At 67.9% G+C, this 17,113-nt stretch carries 13 protein-coding genes; 6 read left to right on the top strand and 7 right to left on the bottom strand.

The genetic code is table 11. The features are described from left to right. Positions 1 to 270 precede the first annotated feature (270 nt). Positions 271 to 1,344, top strand: a complete 1,074-nt coding sequence (locus AC07VX_RS15185; protein ID WP_493166522.1) for an outer membrane lipoprotein — start codon at positions 271 to 273, stop codon at positions 1,342 to 1,344. 95 nt (positions 1,345 to 1,439) lie between these two features. On the opposite strand, the gene ppc is transcribed toward AC07VX_RS15185, so the two are convergent. The 3 genes from ppc to AC07VX_RS15200 all read right to left on the bottom strand — a co-directional run bounded on the left by ppc (position 1,440) and on the right by AC07VX_RS15200 (position 6,471). Continuing rightward, positions 1,440 to 4,226 (bottom strand): phosphoenolpyruvate carboxylase, encoded by a 2,787-nt coding sequence (gene ppc, locus AC07VX_RS15190; RefSeq protein ID WP_493166521.1) that lies wholly within the window; start codon positions 4,224 to 4,226, stop codon positions 1,440 to 1,442. Between the two features lie 397 nt (positions 4,227 to 4,623). Continuing rightward, positions 4,624 to 5,703 carry a phosphotransferase gene (locus tag AC07VX_RS15195; protein WP_493166520.1) on the bottom strand — a complete coding sequence of 360 codons (1,080 nt, stop codon included), beginning with the start codon at positions 5,701 to 5,703 and terminating at the stop codon, positions 4,624 to 4,626. Between the two features lie 63 nt (positions 5,704 to 5,766). Further along, positions 5,767 to 6,471 (bottom strand): Crp/Fnr family transcriptional regulator, encoded by a 705-nt coding sequence (locus tag AC07VX_RS15200; RefSeq protein WP_493166519.1) that lies wholly within the window; start codon positions 6,469 to 6,471, stop codon positions 5,767 to 5,769. Positions 6,472 to 6,651: 180 nt separating this feature from the next. Here AC07VX_RS15200 and AC07VX_RS15205 point away from each other — a divergent pair, with 180 nt between their 5' ends. Next, entirely contained in the window at positions 6,652 to 8,301 is a 1,650-nt protein-coding gene (locus AC07VX_RS15205; RefSeq protein WP_493166518.1) for a type IV pilus assembly protein FimV, read from the top strand. Between the two features lie 21 nt (positions 8,302 to 8,322). Here AC07VX_RS15205 and AC07VX_RS15210 read toward each other — a convergent pair whose 3' ends face one another. Genes AC07VX_RS15210 through lptF form a run of 4 tightly spaced genes read right to left on the bottom strand, consistent with a single transcriptional unit; the run spans position 8,323 to position 11,853 of the window. Beyond that, the gene (locus AC07VX_RS15210; RefSeq protein ID WP_493166517.1) at positions 8,323 to 9,267 is read right to left on the bottom strand and encodes a CysB family HTH-type transcriptional regulator; all 945 of its coding nucleotides are present in this window, start codon (positions 9,265 to 9,267) and stop codon (positions 8,323 to 8,325) included. Next, positions 9,264 to 9,632, bottom strand: a complete 369-nt coding sequence (locus AC07VX_RS15215) for a sirohydrochlorin chelatase (RefSeq protein WP_493166516.1) — start codon at positions 9,630 to 9,632, stop codon at positions 9,264 to 9,266. The genes AC07VX_RS15210 and AC07VX_RS15215 overlap by 4 nt, the downstream gene beginning before the upstream one ends. Continuing rightward, on the bottom strand, positions 9,632 to 10,759 hold the full coding sequence (lptG, locus tag AC07VX_RS15220) for an LPS export ABC transporter permease LptG (RefSeq protein ID WP_493166515.1): 1,128 nt from the start codon (positions 10,757 to 10,759) through the stop codon (positions 9,632 to 9,634). Before lptG ends, AC07VX_RS15215 begins: the two co-directional genes overlap by 1 nt. Further along, complete coding sequence (gene lptF / locus AC07VX_RS15225) at positions 10,756 to 11,853, bottom strand: LPS export ABC transporter permease LptF (RefSeq protein WP_493166514.1); 1,098 nt, start codon at positions 11,851 to 11,853, stop codon at positions 10,756 to 10,758. Before lptF ends, lptG begins: the two co-directional genes overlap by 4 nt. A 30-nt stretch (positions 11,854 to 11,883) precedes the next feature. On the opposite strand from lptF, the gene AC07VX_RS15230 reads away from it, so the two are divergent. From AC07VX_RS15230 to AC07VX_RS15245, 4 genes are all read left to right on the top strand, one after another. Beyond that, a complete protein-coding gene (locus AC07VX_RS15230; RefSeq protein ID WP_493166513.1) occupies positions 11,884 to 13,347 on the top strand; it encodes a leucyl aminopeptidase in 1,464 nt (487 codons plus the stop codon). Further along, positions 13,348 to 13,770: a DNA polymerase III subunit chi gene (locus AC07VX_RS15235; protein ID WP_493166512.1), complete on the top strand. Its 423-nt coding sequence runs from the start codon at positions 13,348 to 13,350 to the stop codon at positions 13,768 to 13,770. A 116-nt stretch (positions 13,771 to 13,886) separates the two neighbouring features. Continuing rightward, positions 13,887 to 15,029: a branched-chain amino acid ABC transporter substrate-binding protein gene (locus tag AC07VX_RS15240; RefSeq protein WP_493166511.1), complete on the top strand. Its 1,143-nt coding sequence runs from the start codon at positions 13,887 to 13,889 to the stop codon at positions 15,027 to 15,029. 724 nt (positions 15,030 to 15,753) lie between these two features. Then, on the top strand, positions 15,754 to 17,097 hold the full coding sequence (locus AC07VX_RS15245) for a TIGR03013 family XrtA/PEP-CTERM system glycosyltransferase (protein WP_493183915.1): 1,344 nt from the start codon (positions 15,754 to 15,756) through the stop codon (positions 17,095 to 17,097). Positions 17,098 to 17,113 lie beyond the last annotated feature (16 nt).

Below are 17,113 nucleotides of genomic sequence, written 5' to 3' on the forward strand. Positions count from 1 at the left end.
CTCCTGGTGTGTGCCGGCATCCTCTGTTGCCCGCGTTTCAAGGCCGCTGCTGCCGATCCGGTTCTTGTTTCATCCGTTTCAGGCGGCCGCGGTACCGTCCCCGGCATGGTGCGGCGGGTGGCCCACCGGCGTGCGGGGAAGATTCACCGTGCCACCCGCATGAAGGGGGCATCTGTAGGCTTGCGCCTACCGGACTGTTGGCCCGGGACCGATACCCGCTGCAAGGCGGGTGCGCCTAGGCTGGGTTTCCCGAATCCACAGGAGCACCGCATGACGCACTCGACGCATCTCTCAGCCACCGCCCTGGCCTGCGCACTGCTGGCCGCAACGCCTCTGTGGCCTGCGGCTGCCGAAGCCCAGCGCAGCAGCCGGGTGGCCGCTGCTCCGCTGCGCGTGACCGGCTTCGACGTCGAGCAGGTCGACCGCCTGGAGCCCGGCGCCGAGCTGAACTTCACCGTCTGGGGCACGCCGGGTGCGGCGGTGCTGCTGCAGATCGACGGCAGCCGGCGCACGGTGCGCCTGGACGAGACCAGCCCCGGCCGCTACCAGGGCAGCTACGTCGTGGGCCGCTCGGACCGTATAGGGCCGGAGTCGCGCGTGCATGCCAACCTGAGGCGTGACAACCGCGTGGCCACCGCGCTTCTGGGCGAGGCGCTGCAGGTGGGCTGGACTGTGCCGGGCGAGGCGGTGCTGATGCCGGAGATCCAGTCCGTGGCGGTCGCCCGGGAGCCCGGCCGCGGGCGCACCGAAGCGCTGCGCTACACGGTGCGCGGCACGCCGGGTGGCCAGGCCTCGGTGCAGTTGCAGGGCAGCCAGACGCAGACCGTCGTGCTCGAGGAGGCGGGTCCCGGCGAATATGCCGGCACCTATGTGCTGCCCCAGGGGGCCTGGGTGGACACCGGGCAGCCGCTGGTGGCTCAGCTGCGCCTGGGCGACCGCAGCGTGCGCAGCAGCGTGCCCAACGCCTATGCCGGCGTGAACTTCACGCAGCGTCGCGGGGACGCCTGCCCCGACTGTGCCACCGTGATGGCGGTGAACACCGTCAAGGTGGACGGCGAAGGGCGCGTGCTTGGCACCGTGGCCGGTGGCGTGCTGGGTGCCGTGGTGGGCAGCCAGTTCGGCAAGGGCGATGGGCGCACGGCTGCGGGCGTGGCCGGCGCCGTGGGCGGCGCGCTGCTGGGACGCGAGATCCAGAAGCGCAGCAACGAGCGTACGCAGTACGAGGTGGTGGTGCGCATGGGTGACGGGCAGCAGCGCACCGTCGTATACGCCGAGCCGCCCAGCTTCCGGGTGGGAGAGTCGGTGCGGGTCGTCGGAGATGGCCTGGAAGCGTTGCGACGCTGAATTCAGGGGCCCGCCACCGAGCGGGCCGAGTTGCGGATGGCGTATGTCACCGCAGCCGCCGCTGTTCGGCGCGCTGCCTGCCGCCCATGCGCTCGTCAGCCCGTGTTGCGCAGGCCTGCCGCGATGCCGTTGATCGACAGGTGGATGCCGCGCTGGACGCGTTCCATGGCCGGGTCGTCGGCCTGGGTGCGGCGGTAACGGCGCATCAGCTCGACCTGCAGGTGGTTGAGCGGGTCGATGTAGGGAAAGCGGTGCTCGATGGAGCGCGCCAGCGACGGGTTGGCGGCTAGGCGCTTGTCGTCGCCGCTGATGAGGCTCAGCGCGGCCTGCGTGAGCTCGAACTCGGCCTTGATGGCCGTGAAGATGCGCTTGCCCAGCTTCTTGTCTTCGACCAGCTCCACGTAGCGCTCGGCCAGCGCCAGGTCGGTTTTGGCCAGCACCATGTCGAGGTTGGAGAGCACGGCGCGGAAGAAGGGCCAGCCCTTGAGCATGCGCTTGAGCAATGCCAGGTTCTTGGCGCGCTGCGTGGGCTCTTCGCCCAGGAAAGCTTCCACGCCCGAGCCAAAACCGCACCAGCCCGGCAGGGCCACGCGGGCCTGACCCCAGGAGAAGCCCCAGGGGATGGCGCGCAGGTCCTCGATGGCACGGGTGGCCTTGCGCGAGGCGGGGCGCGAGCCGATGTTGAGCTCGGCGATCTCGCGGATGGGCGTGCTGGCAAAGAAGTAGTCGGCAAAGCCCGGCGTGCCGTAGACCAGGCCGCGGTAGGCGGCGAAGCTGGCGTCGGACAGCGCCTGCGCGGCCTGCAGGAAGCCCTTGGGCGCGCTCTGCGTCGGGTGCAGCAGTGTGGCCTCCAGCGTGGCGGCCACCAGGGTTTCCAGGTTGCGTCGGCCGATCTCGGGATGGGCGTACTTGGAGGCGATGACCTCGCCCTGCTCGGTCAGGCGGATCTGGCCGTTCACGGTGCCCGGGGGCTGGGCCAGGATGGCCTGGTAGCTGGGGCCGCCGCCGCGGCCCACGGTGCCGCCACGGCCGTGGAAGAGGCGCAGCGTGATGGGGCCGACGCGCTTCAATTCGTCGAACAGCTCGACCAGCGCGATCTCGGCGCGGTACAGCTCCCAGGACGAGGTGAACATGCCGCCGTCCTTGTTGCTGTCGGAGTAGCCCAGCATGATGTCCTGCTCGCCGCCAGAGCGGTCCACCAGGCCGCGCACGCCGGGCAGGGCGTAGAACTCGCGCATGATCTCCGGCGCGATGCGCAGATCACCGATGGTTTCGAACAGCGGCACGATGATGAGGTCGCTGGTGGCGTACTCGCTCAGCACGCCGCGCAGCAGACCGGTCTCCTTGAGCAGCAGGGCCACTTCGAGCAGGTCGCTGACGGATTCGGTGTGCGAAATGATGTAGTGGCGCAGCGCCTCGCGGCCGAAGCGGGCCAGGGCCTCGCGGGCGGCCTCGAAAGTGGCGAGCTCGAACAGCGTCTTGTCGGTGTAGGTGGCGCCAATGACGCGCAGCGGCCGGGCGTCGTTCAGCAGGCGCAGCAGCAGCTCGCGCTTGTGGCCTTCGTCGAGGGCCGAGTAGTCGCTTTCGATGCGGGCCGTGGCCAGCAGCTCGGCCAGCACGAGTTCGTGCTGGTCGCTGCTCTGGCGCAGGTCCAGCGTGGCGAGGTGGAAGCCGAACACCTGCACGGCGCGAATCAGCGGCGCCAGGCGCGGCGCGATGAGGGCTTCGGCGTGGTTGGTCTTCAGCGAAGCCTCGATGGTGCGCAGGTCAGCCAGCAGCTCATCGGGGTTGCGGTAGGGATCCTGCGGCGCGACGGCGTGGCGCAGGGCCTCGGTGCCGGTCAGCTCGTGCAGCGTGGCGGCCAGGCGGGCGTACATGCCGGTGAGCGCGCGGCGGTAGGGCTCGTCCAGGCGGTGGACGTTCTGGTCGGGGCTGCGCTCGGCCAGCAGCTGCATCTCGGGCGACACGCCGGTCAGGCGCAGCGAGATGGACAGCTCGGCGCCCAGTTCGTGCAGCTCGGTCAGGTAGTGGCGCAGCGCCACCTCGGCCTGGCGCTTCATCGCCTGCCTGAGCGTAGCGGCGCCGACGTTGGGGTTGCCGTCGCGGTCGCCGCCGATCCAGTGGCCCATGCGCAGGAAGCTGGGCAGGGCCTGACCGGGCAGGTGCTCCTCGAGCTCGGCATACAGCTTGGGGATCTGGCGCAGGAAGGTCGACTGGTAGTAGGACAGCGCGTTCTCGATCTCGTCGGCCACGGTCAGCTTGGAGTAGCGCAGCATGCGCGTCTGCCACAGCTGGGTGATGCGGGCGCGCAGCAGCGCCTCGGTGTCGCGCAACTCGCGCTCGGTGCCCGCGCGGTCGCGCGCCTCCAGCAGGCCGGCGACGGCGCGCTCCGCGTCCAGGATGCTCTTGCGCTGAACTTCGGTCGGGTGGGCCGTCAGCACCGGCGAGATGAAGCCGCGCTGCAGGACTTCGCCGATCTCGGTCGGGCGGATGCCGGCCTCGTGCAAGTGCTCCAGGCAGTAGGCCAGCGAGCCGGGCTGCAGGCTGCCGGCGCGCTCGTGCACGTCGCGGCGGCGAATGTGGTGGCGGTCCTCGGCGATGTTGGCGAGGTGGGAGAAGTAGCTGAAGGCGCGGATGACGCTCACCGCCTGTTCGCCCGACAGGCTCTTGAGCAGCTTGTCGAAGCGCTTGCCGGCTTCCTTGTCATGCTTGTGGCGGTAGGCCACCGACAACTGGCGGATGCGCTCCACCAGCTCGTAGGCCTCGCGGCCTTCCTGCTCGCGGATGACGTCGCCAAGGATGCGGCCGAGGAGCCGGATGTCGGCCACCAGGGGCTCGTTCTTGTCGGCTTCGGTGCGGGCGGGAGCGGCGCGAGGAGGCATGGCAGGTCGTCCGGAGATGGAATTGCTATAGGAGAAGTAACGAAGTTACCTCAACGAGACTCTAGCAGTTTCCTTGCCTGAATGGCTCGCCTGCTGGCTGGCCCGGTCGCCGCGGTGGCGCGTCCCGTTGCGTCTTGGGCTGTGGATGCCGGCGAGGTGTCCAGGCGCCTGACCCGGGTGCTGGCCGTGGGGTGGCGGCGGGTGGCATCGAAGTCGTGGCCGGCGTGCGAGGTCGCGGCGTCTTCGAGCGGCGCGAAGCGGGGGTTGTGGAAGTACGGCCGCGTCAACGCGACGTTGCGCAGCCCGGGCGCTGGCAGCGGTCACGGCGGCGCGTGGTCGCCGTGGTCGTCCTGCGCGGCATCGAGCCCTTGCGGCGCTCTGACTCCCGCAGGAGCGCTCAGGTCTTCTGGGCGAAGCTCCAGGCCAGCTCGGCCAGCGGACGGGCGCTGGCCGCCGTCTCCTTGGCCTGGGCGCTGGAGGCGGTGCCATCGACGACGCGCTTGGCAATGCCCTGCACGATGGCTGCGATGCGGAACATGTTGTAGGCCATGTAGAAGTTCCAATCGGCCATGACGGCGCCGGCGCCGGCGTCGGCGCGGCCCGTGCGTTCGCAGTAGCGCTGCACGTACTCGCGCTCGCTGGGGATGCCCAGCGCGGCAAGGTCCTTGCCGCCTAGGCCGCGCGCGGCGCCCGAGGTCTTGATGTGCCAGCTCATGCAGTGGTAGCTGAAGTCGGCCAGCGGGTGACCCAGCGTGGACAGCTCCCAGTCCAGCACGGCGATGATGCGCGGCTCGGTGGGGTGGAAAACGACGTTGTCCATGCGGTAGTCGCCGTGAACGATGCTGACTTCGGCCTCGTCGCGCGCGGACGCCGGGATGTGGGCCGGCAGCCACTGGAGCAGCGAGTCCATGGCCGGATTGGGCTCGGTGACGGAGGCCAGGTATTGCTTGCTCCACCGGCCGATCTGGCGCTCGAAGTAGTTGCCGGGCTTGCCATAGCCGGCGAGGCCCACGGCCTTGAAGTCGACCTGGTGCAGCGCCGCAATGACGCGGTTCATCTCGTCATAGTGGGCGGCGCGCTCGGCATTGGCCATGCCGGGCAGGCTCTGGTCCCACAGCACGCGGCCGGGCATGAAGCTCATCACGTAGAAGGCGCGGCCGATGACGGCCTCGTCCTCGCACAGCGCATACATGGCCGGAACGGGCACGTCGGTGCCGGCAAGCGCCTGCATGACCTGGAACTCGCGCTCGATGGCATGGGCCGAGGGCAGCAGCTTGGCCACTGGCGCCGGCTTGCTGCGCATCACGTACTGCGCGTCCGGCGTGTTCAGCAGGTAGGTCGGGTTGGACTGGCCGCCCTTGAACTGCTCGATCGTCAGCGGCCCGGCGAAGCCGCCGACGTGCGAAGCCAGCCAGGCTTCGAGTGCCGCGGTGTCCAGCGCTTGGGCCAGGGGACGGGTGCCGGTGAATGCTTCCATGGATGTCGTTGCAGCGAGACGTGAACTTTCCATTCTGCGAGCAGCTCGCCGGCAGGCGTGTCCTCAGCGCGACGCCGCGGCCAGCAACTTGTCGCGGCTGAGCACCACCAGCCGGGTGGGTTCCACCCGCACGGCGCCTTCGCGCTCGAAGGCCTTGAGTTCCTGGTTGACTCGCTGGCGCGAGGCGCCGAGCAGCTGGGCCAGGTCTTCCTGGGCGAGCTGCAGGCCGATGCGGATCTCGTCGCCCTCCTGGACGCCGTAGGAGCGCGCCAGCAGCAGCACCTGCTTGGCCAGGCGCGCGGCCAGGGGCCGGGTGTTGAGGTCCTCGATCATGTCGAACATCAGCCGCAGCCGGCGGCAGTTCAGGCGCAGCAGGGCGTCGTAGAGCTCGGAATGGGCCTGCAGCAGCGCGCGGAAGTCGGACTTGCGCACGCACAGCAGCGTGGTGTCGCCGTGGGCGTAGGCGTCGTGGGTGCGAGGCAGGCCGTCGAAGAGGGCGATGTCGCCGAACCAGGTGCCGGGCTCGACATAGGTCAGCGAAATCTGCTTGCCGGCCAGCGACACCGAGCTGACGCGAACGGCTCCTTTGGCTACGCCGCACCATTCCTCGGCGGGCTCGCCGCGGTGGGAGAGCATGGTCTCGTCGGACAGGCGGCGCACGAAGGCGCGCTGCAGGATGTCGTTGCGCAGCGGCTCTGACAGCCTGGAGAACCAGGCGCCCTGGTCGATCTGCTGGCGTTCGGCGGGGGTGAGGCTGAGTGCGTTCATGGTCTGGGCGGCATTGTGCCGCCCGCGGATCGGTGGGGGAGTTGGGCCCGGTGCGGGGTGCCCCCATGCTAGAGTGATCTGCGCTGTCTCCACCCTCTCGTTCAACCATACCGTAGCCGCTCGCAGTCAATGCCCATCACGGCCCTGCGCCCTACCTTGCTGGGTGCCCTCACACCCGCCATGGCACTGATGCTCGGCCTGGTTGCCCACCAGGGCGCTCTGGCACTGGGCCTGGGCCGGCCGCAGATCCAATCGGCGCTGGGCAGGCCGCTGGATGTCAGCATCCCGCTGACGCTGGCCGATGGCGAGCAGCTCGGCGATTCTTGTCTGCGCGCCGAGGTCGTGGCCGGCGATGCCCGCGTGCCAGCTGGGCTGTTGCAGCTGCGCATCGAGGGCGAGGCCGGCCAGCAGCGGATCCGCCTGCAGAGCCAGGTGCGCATCGATGAGCCGGCGCTGCGCATCACGCTGGCCCTGGGTTGTCCGCTGCGATTGACGCGGGAATTCAATGCCTTCGTCGACCCGCCGGCTGGTGCAGCGCCCTTGCCACCACCGCCTGCGCCCGTTGCGGTGCTGCCCCCCGTGGCCGATGCGGCGCCTGGCCCGCAGGCGCTAGCGGCATCGGCGCCGGCTCCGGGGGGCAGGGCGCGCCCGCGTTCCAAGCCACGCGCCAGCGGACCACGTCTCGTGATGGAACGACCCGAGGTGCTCGTGGCCGAGGCGCCGCGGCCCGTCAAGCCGGCGGCAAGCGCGCCGGAGATGACGCTGACGCCGGAGCTGGAGGCCCAGATCACCCAGCTCGAAACCACGGTGGCCCAGTTGCGCGCCGATCTGCTGGCCCGCCAGCAGGCTGAGGCGCAGGCTGCCTCGGCGGCCATCCCGCCGGCGCCGTCGCCGGCCGTGTCTGCCGAGCCTGCGCCCGCCGTTGCGCGTAGCCACCGCGCGTCGCCCTACCGCGACCCAATGACCTGGGTGCTGACCCTGGCGCTGGGCCTGCTGGCCGGCGCTGCGGCCTTCTATGTCAGCCGCTGGCGCGACCTGCGCGTGCGCCGCGAGCTGGCTTATTGGCGTGCCCTGCACGCCGCCGAAGGCGCCGGCCTGCCGCCAGCTCCGGCGCCCGCGCCTGGCATGGCGCCGCCAGTCGTCGCCCAGGCCGCCGCCTTGCCGGATGAGGGGCAACATCAGGTCACGCGGCCCCAGCCGCGGCCCATGCCCTGGCAGCCGACCCCGTCATCCGCCCCGGTGACCATGCCGGCCTTTTCGCCGTCCATGCTGGATACCCAGCCCGTGCCTGTCCAGCCTGCGGCGGCTTCGGTGATGTCCAGCCAACTCTCCATTGCTGACGAGCTGCTGGATCTGCAGCAGCAGGTCGACTTCCTGCAGCTGCTCGGCCAGCACGAGGCCGCTGCCGACCTGCTGGCGACGCGGCTGAACCGGGGGCAGGCAGGCGCCATGCCTTATCTGCTGCTGATGGAGCTCTGCCAGCAGCGTGGTGAGCCCGAGGTGTTCTCCGAGCTGGTCAAGCAGTTCGAGCAGCGCTTCGGCACGCCGTCGCCGCAGTGGGCGCAGAGTCTGGCGCGGGGGCGCAGCCTGGATGCCTGCCCCAGCGTCATCGCGCATCTGCAGGTGGTCTGGGCCGACCCCGACGCCGCGATGAAGCTGCTGCAGGAGTTGCTGGCCCAGGGCGGTGGCCCCGGCGTGCCCCACTTCGAGCTGCCGGCCTACCGCGACCTGCTGACGCTCTACAGCGTTTCGCGCGACCTCTTTGAGGCGGGGCTGCGTGGCGACGAGGTGGACCTGATGCTGCCGATCGATTCGAGCTTCGGGCGCTGAAGGCGCCCGGCCTGCCAGGCGTCAAATGCCGAAGTCGCTCGAGTCGCCGTTCATGGCCTTCTCGATCAGCTTGCGCGACAGCCGCTCCGACAGCAGCTCGGCGAAGACATAGACGTAGTTGCGCAGGTAGGCGCCGCGCTTGAAGGCGATGCGTGTGACATTGCTGCCCAGCAGCGTGCCCAGCGGCCGCGCGACGAGGTCGCTGCCGGCCGGCTCCTCGCGCATGGCCATCTCGGCGACGATGCCCACCCCCATGCCCAGGCGCACATAGGTCTTGATGACGTCGGAGTCGATGGCTTCCAGCACGATGTTGGGCGTCAGGTGGCGCGCGGCGAAGGCCTTGTCGATGCGGGTGCGGCCCGTGAAGCTGGGGTGGTAGGACACCAGCGGCTCGCTCGCCAGCTGCTCCAGATTGATGCGCTCGACCGTGGCCAGCGGGTGTTCGCGCGGCACGACCATGACGTGCTGCCACTCGTAGCAGGGCAGGGTGACGAGCTCGGGGTACTGGGCCAGCGACTCGGTGGCCAGGCCCAGGTCGGCAGTCTCGTCGAGCAGCATCTTGGCGACCTGGTCGGGGCTGCCCTGGTGCAGGCTGATGCGCAGCTGCGGCAGGTTCTTGCGCAGCTGGGCCACCGGCGCGGGCAGCACGTAGCGGGCCTGGGTGTGGGTGGTGGCGATGGAGAAAGTGCCGCTGTCCTGGCGCGAATACTCCTCGCCGATGCGCTTCAGGTTGCCGACCTCGCGCAGGATGATCTCGATGCAGGCCAGCACCTGCTGGCCGGGTTCGGTGATGCGGCGCAGCCGCTTGCCGTGGCGGGAGAAGATGTCGACGCCCAGCTCCTCCTCCAGCTCCAGGATGGCCTTGGACACGCCGGGCTGGGACGTGAACAGCGCCTTGGCCGTCTCGGTCAGGTTGAGGTTGCGGCGGGCGGCTTCCTGAACGAAGCGGAACTGATGAAGATTCATTCGAGGACGGCCAGGCAGGCCAGGCTGATGGCGTGGAGCACCGCCTCCTGCTCGCCCAGCGGGGCGTGCAGCAGCCACTGCACGGCGTCGCCATGGCGCTCGCGCAGCCGATCGAGCAGGGGCGGGATGTCGCGGCGCACATGGCCGCCGGTGCCGAGGAAGAGGGGCAGCACATGCACGCGCCGGCAGCCGGCCGCGACCAGCTCCTCGGCCGCGGCCTCGATGCCGGGCGACATGAATTCGAGATAGGCCATCGCCAGCGGCGTGCCTGGCCGCGCGGCGCGCAGACGCTCGGCGACGATTTCGAAGGGGCGCGCCCAGGCCGGGTCGCGGGCGCCGTGGGCGAAGAGCAGCAGGCCGTCCATCAGCGGTAGCGGACGAGCCAGGTGAAGGCGGCCATCGACAGACCCAGATAGAGCAGGCTGGGTGTTGCCGCGACGACCCAGGGCGTCCAGTTCTTCAGCAGGCCCAGGTGGCCGGCCACGTTGTTCAGCAGCACGAAGCTGATGCCCAGCATGATGCCGCCGAAGACCTTGATGCTGATGCCGCCCGAGCGACCGTGAAGGTAGGCGAAGGGCAGGGCCAGGGCCACCATGACGAAGCAGGCGAAGGGGTAGAGCGCCTTGCGCCAGAACTGGATGTTGTGGGCCTGGGCCGACTGCTCCTGGGCCGACAGGTGGGCGGTGTAGCGGTAGAGCTCCAGCGTCGACATCGACATGGCCGGCAGCACGGCCGCGGCGATGACGCCGGCGTGCAGGGAACTCTGCCAGTCGAGCTTGTCCAGCGTCTGCTCGCTGACCACCACATTGCCCACCGGGTGGGTGTCCGCGCCGGCTCCGGAGTTCCAGACCGTGCGCCTGACCTGCTGGAGATGCCACAGGCCCTGAGCGTCGACGTCGACCTTGCCGGCTTCGGTGCGCGACATCAGCCGACCCTCGGCATCGAACTCGAAGATGCGCACGTCCTCCAGATCGCCGCCGCTGCCGACGCGGCCGACCTTGACCGAGTAGCTGCGCTCCTGGCCGTCGATCTTCTGGTGGTCCTTCAGCCAGGCGCCGCGCTTGGCCGGGTTGGCGTCGCGGCTGAAGCTGGCCCGCATGTCATCGCTCTTGCGCTCGAACTCCGGCGCGACGTAGTCGCCGACGACAAAAGTCAGCACGGCGAACACGGCAGCCAGCCGGGCCAGCAGCCCGAGCGCGCGCGCGGGGCCCAGGCCGCCGGTGCGCAGGATGGTGAACTCGCTGCTCTGGGCCAGCCGCGCCAGAGCGATGATGGCGCCAATCAGCACGGTGATGGGGAACAGCGTGTAGAAGTTGCCGGGCACCTCCATCGCGGCCAGCAGGGCGGCCTTGCCCGTGCCGGCGCCGATGCGTGACATGCGGTCCACCTCGTCGACGAAGTCGTTGAAGAAGACCAGCGACAGGAAGGCCATCAGCACGAGCAGGACCGAGCCGACGATGTCCTTGTAGAGCAGGCGGCGCACCGTCTTCATGCGGCCACCTCCTTCGTGCGCCGGCGCAGGCAGAATCGGTTGGCGTTGTCGCGCAGCCAGATCGTGGCCACCGCCAGCAGCAGCGCGCTGCCATGCAGAGCCAGCAGGGCGCGCGGCAGCGACGTGCGCCCGTTACCGACCCAGGATACCGACACGTTGATCAGGTTGAAGTAGACGACGAAGGCCAGCAGCGCGAATAGCAGGCTCCAGTTGCTGGCGCGGCGCGGGTTGGAGGCCGCCAGCCCCACGCCCAGCAAGGCCATGTTGAAGCTGCCCAGGATCATGCCCAGCCGCCAGGCCAGCTCGCCCTGGTTCTTGGCCGTGGGCGAGCGCAGCAGGTCCAGCGTCGGCGTCGCCTTGGGCGGCAACTGCGTCGCGTTGGACAGCGCCTGGGGGTCGGTCATGACCTTGTACTGCTCGAAGCGGGCCAGGCTCTTGTCGCCGGTCTTCAACTGCGTCTCGTTGCGCTGGCCATGGGCCAGCACCAGGTAGCGGTCGTCGCCCTCGATTTCCAGCCGCCCGCGCGAGGCGGTCGTCACCGATTCCCGCTCGTGCTGGCTGGCGAGGATGAAGACGTTGCGGCCGGTGGCTGCGTCGTCGCCGTCGCGCTCGATGAAGAAGACGCGGCTGCCGTCGCGCGAGGTCTGGAACTGGCCCGGCGCCACGCGCGACAGGTCGCTGCGCTTCTGGTAGCGGTCGCGCAGCTCGGCGCTGTTCTGGTTGCCCCAGGGCCAGACGATGAGCTCCAGCACGACGACGGCCAGCAGCACCGGCCAAGCCATGCGCAGCACCGGCCGCACGAAGCGCGACAGCGGGATGCCGCTGGCGAACCAGATCGTCATCTCCGACTCGCGGTACAGCCGCCCGAGTGTGATGACGACGGCGATGAAGATGGACAGGATCAGCATCGTCGCCAGATGGGCGATGGTGGCGTAGCCCATCAGCAGTACGACGTCCTGGGGTGCGACGTTTCCGCCTGCGGCTTGGCCCAGGGTCTTGATCAGCGTCAGCGTGAGCATGATGGTCAGGATGACCACCAGCGTGACGCCGAAGCTCTTGGCCAGCTCCGATCGCGTGGATGAATCGAATAACATCAAACGCACTTCTATTTACTTCTAGTCATTATGGACTTCAAGATTCAAACCGCTGAGCTGGATTCGCTCGCGGCAGTGGGTGCGGACGCCCTGGTCGTCGTGCTCGCTGGCGAGACGCTGCCCAAGGGGCTGGATGCCGTTGTCTCCAAGCACGCGCAGGCGGCGATCAAGCTTGGCGACCTCGAGCTGAAGGCCGGTCAGGCGCTGACGCTGACGCACGCCGAAGGTGTCAAGTCGCCCCGGCTCGTGCTGGTGGCGAGCGGCAAGGCAACGCTGGCCGCGGCGCGTGCGGCGCTGGCGGCTGGCCTGGGCCAGATCAAGTCGCGCGGCGCGGTCAGCGCGGGCGTGGCGTTCGCAGGTTTCGACGCCGGTCTGGTCGAGTCGCTGGCCGAGCAGACGGCGCTGGCCGCGACGGATGCCGTCTATGTCTACCGTCACACCAAGCCCAGCGCGCCCGCGGCGCCCAAGCTGGCCAAGATCGCCTTGCTCGTGGGCAAGGCGGATGTGAAGGCCGCCAAGGCGGGTCTTGCGCGTGGCGAGGCCATCGCCGCCGGTGTGGAACTGGCCCGCGAATGCGCGAACCGCCCTGCCAACCACGCGACGCCGACCCATCTCGGCGAAGTCGTGCGGGGCCTGGGCAGGAGCCACGGTCTGAAGGTCGAGGTGCTGGACAGGAAGGCCGTCGAGAAGCTGGGCATGGGCAGCTTCCTGGCGGTAGCCCAGGGCTCGGACGAGCCGCTGCGCTTCATCGTCGCCCGCTACGAAGGCGCGGCCAAGACGGTGGCGCCGGTCGTGCTGGTGGGCAAAGGCATCACCTTCGACACCGGCGGCATCTCGCTGAAGCCGGGCGCCGAGATGGACGAGATGAAGTTCGACATGGGCGGCGCGGCCAGCGTCATCGGTACCTTGCGGGCGGTGGCTGAGCTCAAGCCCAAGCTCAACCTCGTCATGATCGTCGCGGCCTGCGAGAACATGCCCAGCGGCCGTGCGATCAAGCCGGGTGATGTCGTCACTTCCATGTCGGGGCAGACCATCGAGATCCTGAACACTGATGCCGAAGGCCGCCTCATCCTGTGCGACGCGCTGACCTACGCGGAGCGCTTCAAGCCGGCCGTGGTCGTCGACGTGGCCACGCTGACCGGCGCCTGCGTCATTGCGCTGGGCGGCGTGCGCAGCGGCATGTACGCGAGCGACGACGAATTGGCCGCTTCGCTGACCGCAGCGGGCGACGCGGTGCTGGACCCCTGCTGGCGCATGCCGCTGGATGATGAGTACGCCGAAGGCCTGAAGAGCAACTTCGCCGACGTGCCCAACATCGCGGGCCGCGCGGGCGGCTCCATCACGGCGGCCAAGTTCCTGCAGCGCTTTGCCGGCAAGTACCGCTGGGGCCACCTGGACATCGCCGGCACGGCCTGGAAGAGCGGTACGGCCAAGGGTGCGACCGGCCGGCCCGTGGGCCTGCTGACGCACTTCGTGCTGAGCCACGCCAAGTAAGTGACCGTCCAGGTCAGCTTCTACAGCGACGCGGCGGACCCGCTGCACTTTGCCTGCAGGTTGATCCGCCGTGCCCTTGCCTCGGGCAAGCCGGTGGGCGTCTGCGTGGCAGCGGCTGATGCCGCGCGTCTTGACGCATTGTTGTGGAGCTTCGATGCGGCCGAGTTCATTCCGCATCGGCGTTGGGACGGCACGACGCCGCCTGTGCCGGGCGAGGTGCTGCTGGTCGATGACGCGGCACAGTTGCCGCACCGCGGCCTGCTGCTGAATCTGGGCGTCGAGATGCCCGGCGACGCTCTCCAATTCGAACGCGTGCTGGAGGTCATCGGACAGGCGCCCGAGCGCGTTCAGGCTGGGCGCGCGCGCTACCGTGTCTACCAGCAGGCTGGAGCCAAGCTGGACCACTTTTCAGCGGCAGGTTGACAACGCTGCGTCCACGCTTTCCCGAATGAGAGCCCCCCGGATTTGGGGTATGTTCATTTAGTTGAAAACTCAACGGTCTCTGTTTGTTCCTCTCTCTTTCAAACTGGAGTTGATCCATGCAAATCAAGCTGAATCTCGTGGTGGGTGCAGTGGCAGCGCTGCTCAGCGGCGCCGCCATGTCGCAGGACCTGGTCGTCAAGATCGGCCACGTCGGCCCGACCAGCGGCGCGATTGCCCACCTCGGCAAGGACAACGAGCTGGGTGCTCGCCTCGCCATCGAGGAACTGAACGCCAAGGGCGTCATGATCGGCGGCAAGAAGGCCAAGTTCGAACTGCTGGCTGAAGACGACGCCGGCGATCCGAAGCAAGGCACGGCTGCCGCGCAGAAGCTGGTCGACTCCAAGGTCAATGGCGTCATCGGCCACCTGAACTCGGGCACGTCCATCCCAGCCTCCAAGGTCTACAGCGACGCCGGCATCCCGCAGATCTCGCCGTCCGCGACCAACCCCAAGTTCACCCGCAACGGCTACAAGACCACTTTCCGTGTCGTGGCTGACGACGTCCATCTGGGCGGCACGCTGGGGAAATACGCAGTGGCGCAGCTGAAGGGCAAGTCCATTGCTGTCATTGACGACCGTACGGCCTATGGCCAGGGTGTCGCTGACGAGTTCGAGAAGGGCGTCAAGGGCGCGGGTGGCAAGGTTGTCGGCCGCGAGTTCACCAACGACAAGGCCACGGACTTCACCGCCATCCTGACCTCCCTGAAGGGCAAGAAGCCCGACGTGGTCTTCTTCGGCGGCATGGACGCCGTTGCCGGCCCGATGCTGCGCCAGATGAAGCAGCTCGGCATCGAAGCCAAGTTCATGGGTGGCGACGGCATCTGCTCGGGCGAACTGCCCAAGCTGGCCGCCGGCACCATGGGTGACGGCCAGGTCGTCTGCGCCGAGGCTGGCGGCGTGGAGGGCGAAGCCAAGAAGTCGATGGATGACTTCAAGGCCAAGTTCAAGTCCAAGTTCAACGTCGACGTGCAGATCTATGCGCCTTACGTGTATGACGCCGTCAATGTGATGGCTGCCGCCATGGCCAAGGCCGGCTCGGCCGATCCGGCCAAGTACCTGCCGGTGCTGGCCAAGACGGCCGGCTACAAGGGTGTGACGGGCACCATCGCCTTCGACGACAAGGGCGACATCAAGAACGGCGCGCTGACGCTCTACACCTACAAGGGTGGCGCTCGCGAGCAACTGGCCGTCGTCCGCTGACGCTGGTTCGCCTTTGCCCAAAAACGCCCGCCTCGGCGGGCGTTTTTTCTTCTCAAGGCCCGCTGCACGCGGGCCTTGGCGCTTCATTTCCAAGAGAATTTGTTCAAGACGACAAATTGAGGGTGTTTGCGACAGTCGGACGTCAAAACGTGAATACTCCCCAGCCTGTCGAGGTCGGGGCATATTTTCGATGCGCGGAGGAATTCGGTTTCCTGCGCGACGGCGATCGTCGATAAACAGGTTTCCTGCAATTTCAACGGAAAGCCTGTGCGTTCCGCACGCTTTGTCCGGCCGGGCGCGGAGGCTGTCATGCGGGCGTCGTCCTCTTTCGGTTCTACTGCCGCCCGTTGCTAAACAAGACGCTCGAGGCGGCCCTGGCAGGCTCAGCGGCACGACACGGATTCAAGGGGCGGGCACCCTCTAAACGGGGGGCTTTCAAGCCTGGGTGCCGGAGGCATGATGCCGGCGCGATCAATGGCTGGTCAGCGTACCTGTTGTGGCATCAAGCGCGGGGTGTGATCAGCCGGGCGGTCTCCGAGGTGTCCGCAACCGCTGGGCTGCCGCGAGGTGGTGTTGTACTGGCGTCCTCCGTTTCGGGGGTGAATGGAATATCGATTTTGAATCGTATTTTGTTAGTCGGATTCCATATTCGGAAAGCGCCAGGCAGTAGTGATCGGGGATGCAAATGATTCGAATATTCAACCATTACCTGCACAAGCAGACCTTGCTCCAGGTCTTCTTTGATCTCGGTCTGATTGTTTTCGCCGTCATGGCCGTGGTTCTCAGTCAGGGCGAGTCGGCGCAGACGGTGTTGCCATTTGCGGCTTCGCACGGCCTGTCGCTGGCCGGTTGCATGTTCGTGATCAATTCGGCGACGGGTTTCTACCAGCACGTTCACAACCGTTCGATCACCGAATCTTGCGCACGCGCGCTGTTTGGCCTGCTGTTCGGCTTGCCCCTGGCCTACGCCATCTTCAGCCTTGTGCCCTCCAACACCAGCCACCGTGATCTGCTGACGCTGGTGGCCATGGTTGCCGTTGCGGCGGTGATGGTGCACCGGGTCTATGCCGCGCATTCGGGCACCCAGGCTCGCATGCGCAGCCGCATCCTGATCTTTGGTACCGGCGTTGCGGCCCGTACGGTGGGCAACACATTGCGCGCCTCGGACCCGCATGCGCAGATCGTCGGTTTTTACGCGGGGCCGAACGAGGACAAGCCCGAGGTGCCGAGCGCCGAGATCATCAACGATGGTGCCAACCTGACTGAAGCGGCCCTGAAGCACAACGTCGATGAGATCGTGGTCGCGCTGAGCGAGCGCCGCGGTGGCAGCATGCCCCTGCGCCAGCTGCTGGATTGCAAGCTGTCGGGTGTGCGCGTGGTGGACATCGCCACCCACTTCGAAAAGACGCTGGCCCAGATCAACATCAAGCATGTCAATGCGGGTTGGCTGGTGTTTGGCGATGGTTTCAGCCAGGGCATGCTGCGTGCCGCGATCAAGCGGGTCTGCGACATCGTGTTTGCTTCCCTGATCCTGGCGCTGACCTGGCCGATCATGTTGATCACGGCGCTCGCCATCCGCTTCGAGTCGCGCGGTCCTGTGCTCTATCGGCAGGAGCGGGTTGGCCTGAATGGCGTGCCCTTCAATGTCATCAAGTTCCGCAGCATGCGGACCGATGCCGAGAAGGATGGCAAGCCGCGCTGGGCTACCAAGAACGATGACCGCGTGACCCGCGTCGGCCGATTCATCCGCAAGGTCCGCATCGACGAGTTGCCGCAGCTCTTCAACGTGCTCTGGGGTGAGATGAGCATGGTCGGCCCGCGCCCGGAGCGCCAGTTCTTCGTTGATGAACTGATCAGCAAGATTCCGTATTACGCCGTGCGCCACAGTGTGAAGCCCGGTGTCACTGGCTGGGCCCAGGTGCGCTACGAGTACGGCTCGACGATCGAGGATTCGGTCGAGAAGCTTCAGTACGACCTCTACTACGTCAAGAACCACTCGCTCTTTCTTGATCTGCTGATCATGCTGGAGACGGTGGCCGTCGTGCTGACTGGCAAGGGCGCGCGCTGAGCCGCGAGCGCTTCGG

The sequence above is a fragment of the Roseateles sp. GW821-FHT03B02 genome (genome assembly GCF_059421025.1).

Bases quoted from the DNA above. Each gene is read 5' to 3' on its own strand.
- lptF (WP_493166514.1), bottom strand. From the start codon at position 11,853: ATGTTATTCGATTCATCCACGCGATCGGAGCTGGCCAAGAGCTTCGGC.
- AC07VX_RS15240 (WP_493166511.1), top strand. From the start codon at position 13,887: ATGCAAATCAAGCTGAATCTCGTGGTGGGTGCAGTGGCAGCGCTGCTC.
- AC07VX_RS15230 (WP_493166513.1), top strand. From the start codon at position 11,884: ATGGACTTCAAGATTCAAACCGCTGAGCTGGATTCGCTCGCGGCAGTG.
- lptG (WP_493166515.1), bottom strand. From the start codon at position 10,759: ATGAAGACGGTGCGCCGCCTGCTCTACAAGGACATCGTCGGCTCGGTC.
- AC07VX_RS15205 (WP_493166518.1), top strand. From the start codon at position 6,652: ATGGCACTGATGCTCGGCCTGGTTGCCCACCAGGGCGCTCTGGCACTG.
- AC07VX_RS15185 (WP_493166522.1), top strand. From the start codon at position 271: ATGACGCACTCGACGCATCTCTCAGCCACCGCCCTGGCCTGCGCACTG.
- AC07VX_RS15210 (WP_493166517.1), bottom strand. From the start codon at position 9,267: ATGAATCTTCATCAGTTCCGCTTCGTTCAGGAAGCCGCCCGCCGCAAC.
- AC07VX_RS15215 (WP_493166516.1), bottom strand. From the start codon at position 9,632: ATGGACGGCCTGCTGCTCTTCGCCCACGGCGCCCGCGACCCGGCCTGG.
- AC07VX_RS15200 (WP_493166519.1), bottom strand. From the start codon at position 6,471: ATGAACGCACTCAGCCTCACCCCCGCCGAACGCCAGCAGATCGACCAG.
- AC07VX_RS15195 (WP_493166520.1), bottom strand. From the start codon at position 5,703: ATGGAAGCATTCACCGGCACCCGTCCCCTGGCCCAAGCGCTGGACACC.
- ppc (WP_493166521.1), bottom strand. From the start codon at position 4,226: ATGCCTCCTCGCGCCGCTCCCGCCCGCACCGAAGCCGACAAGAACGAG.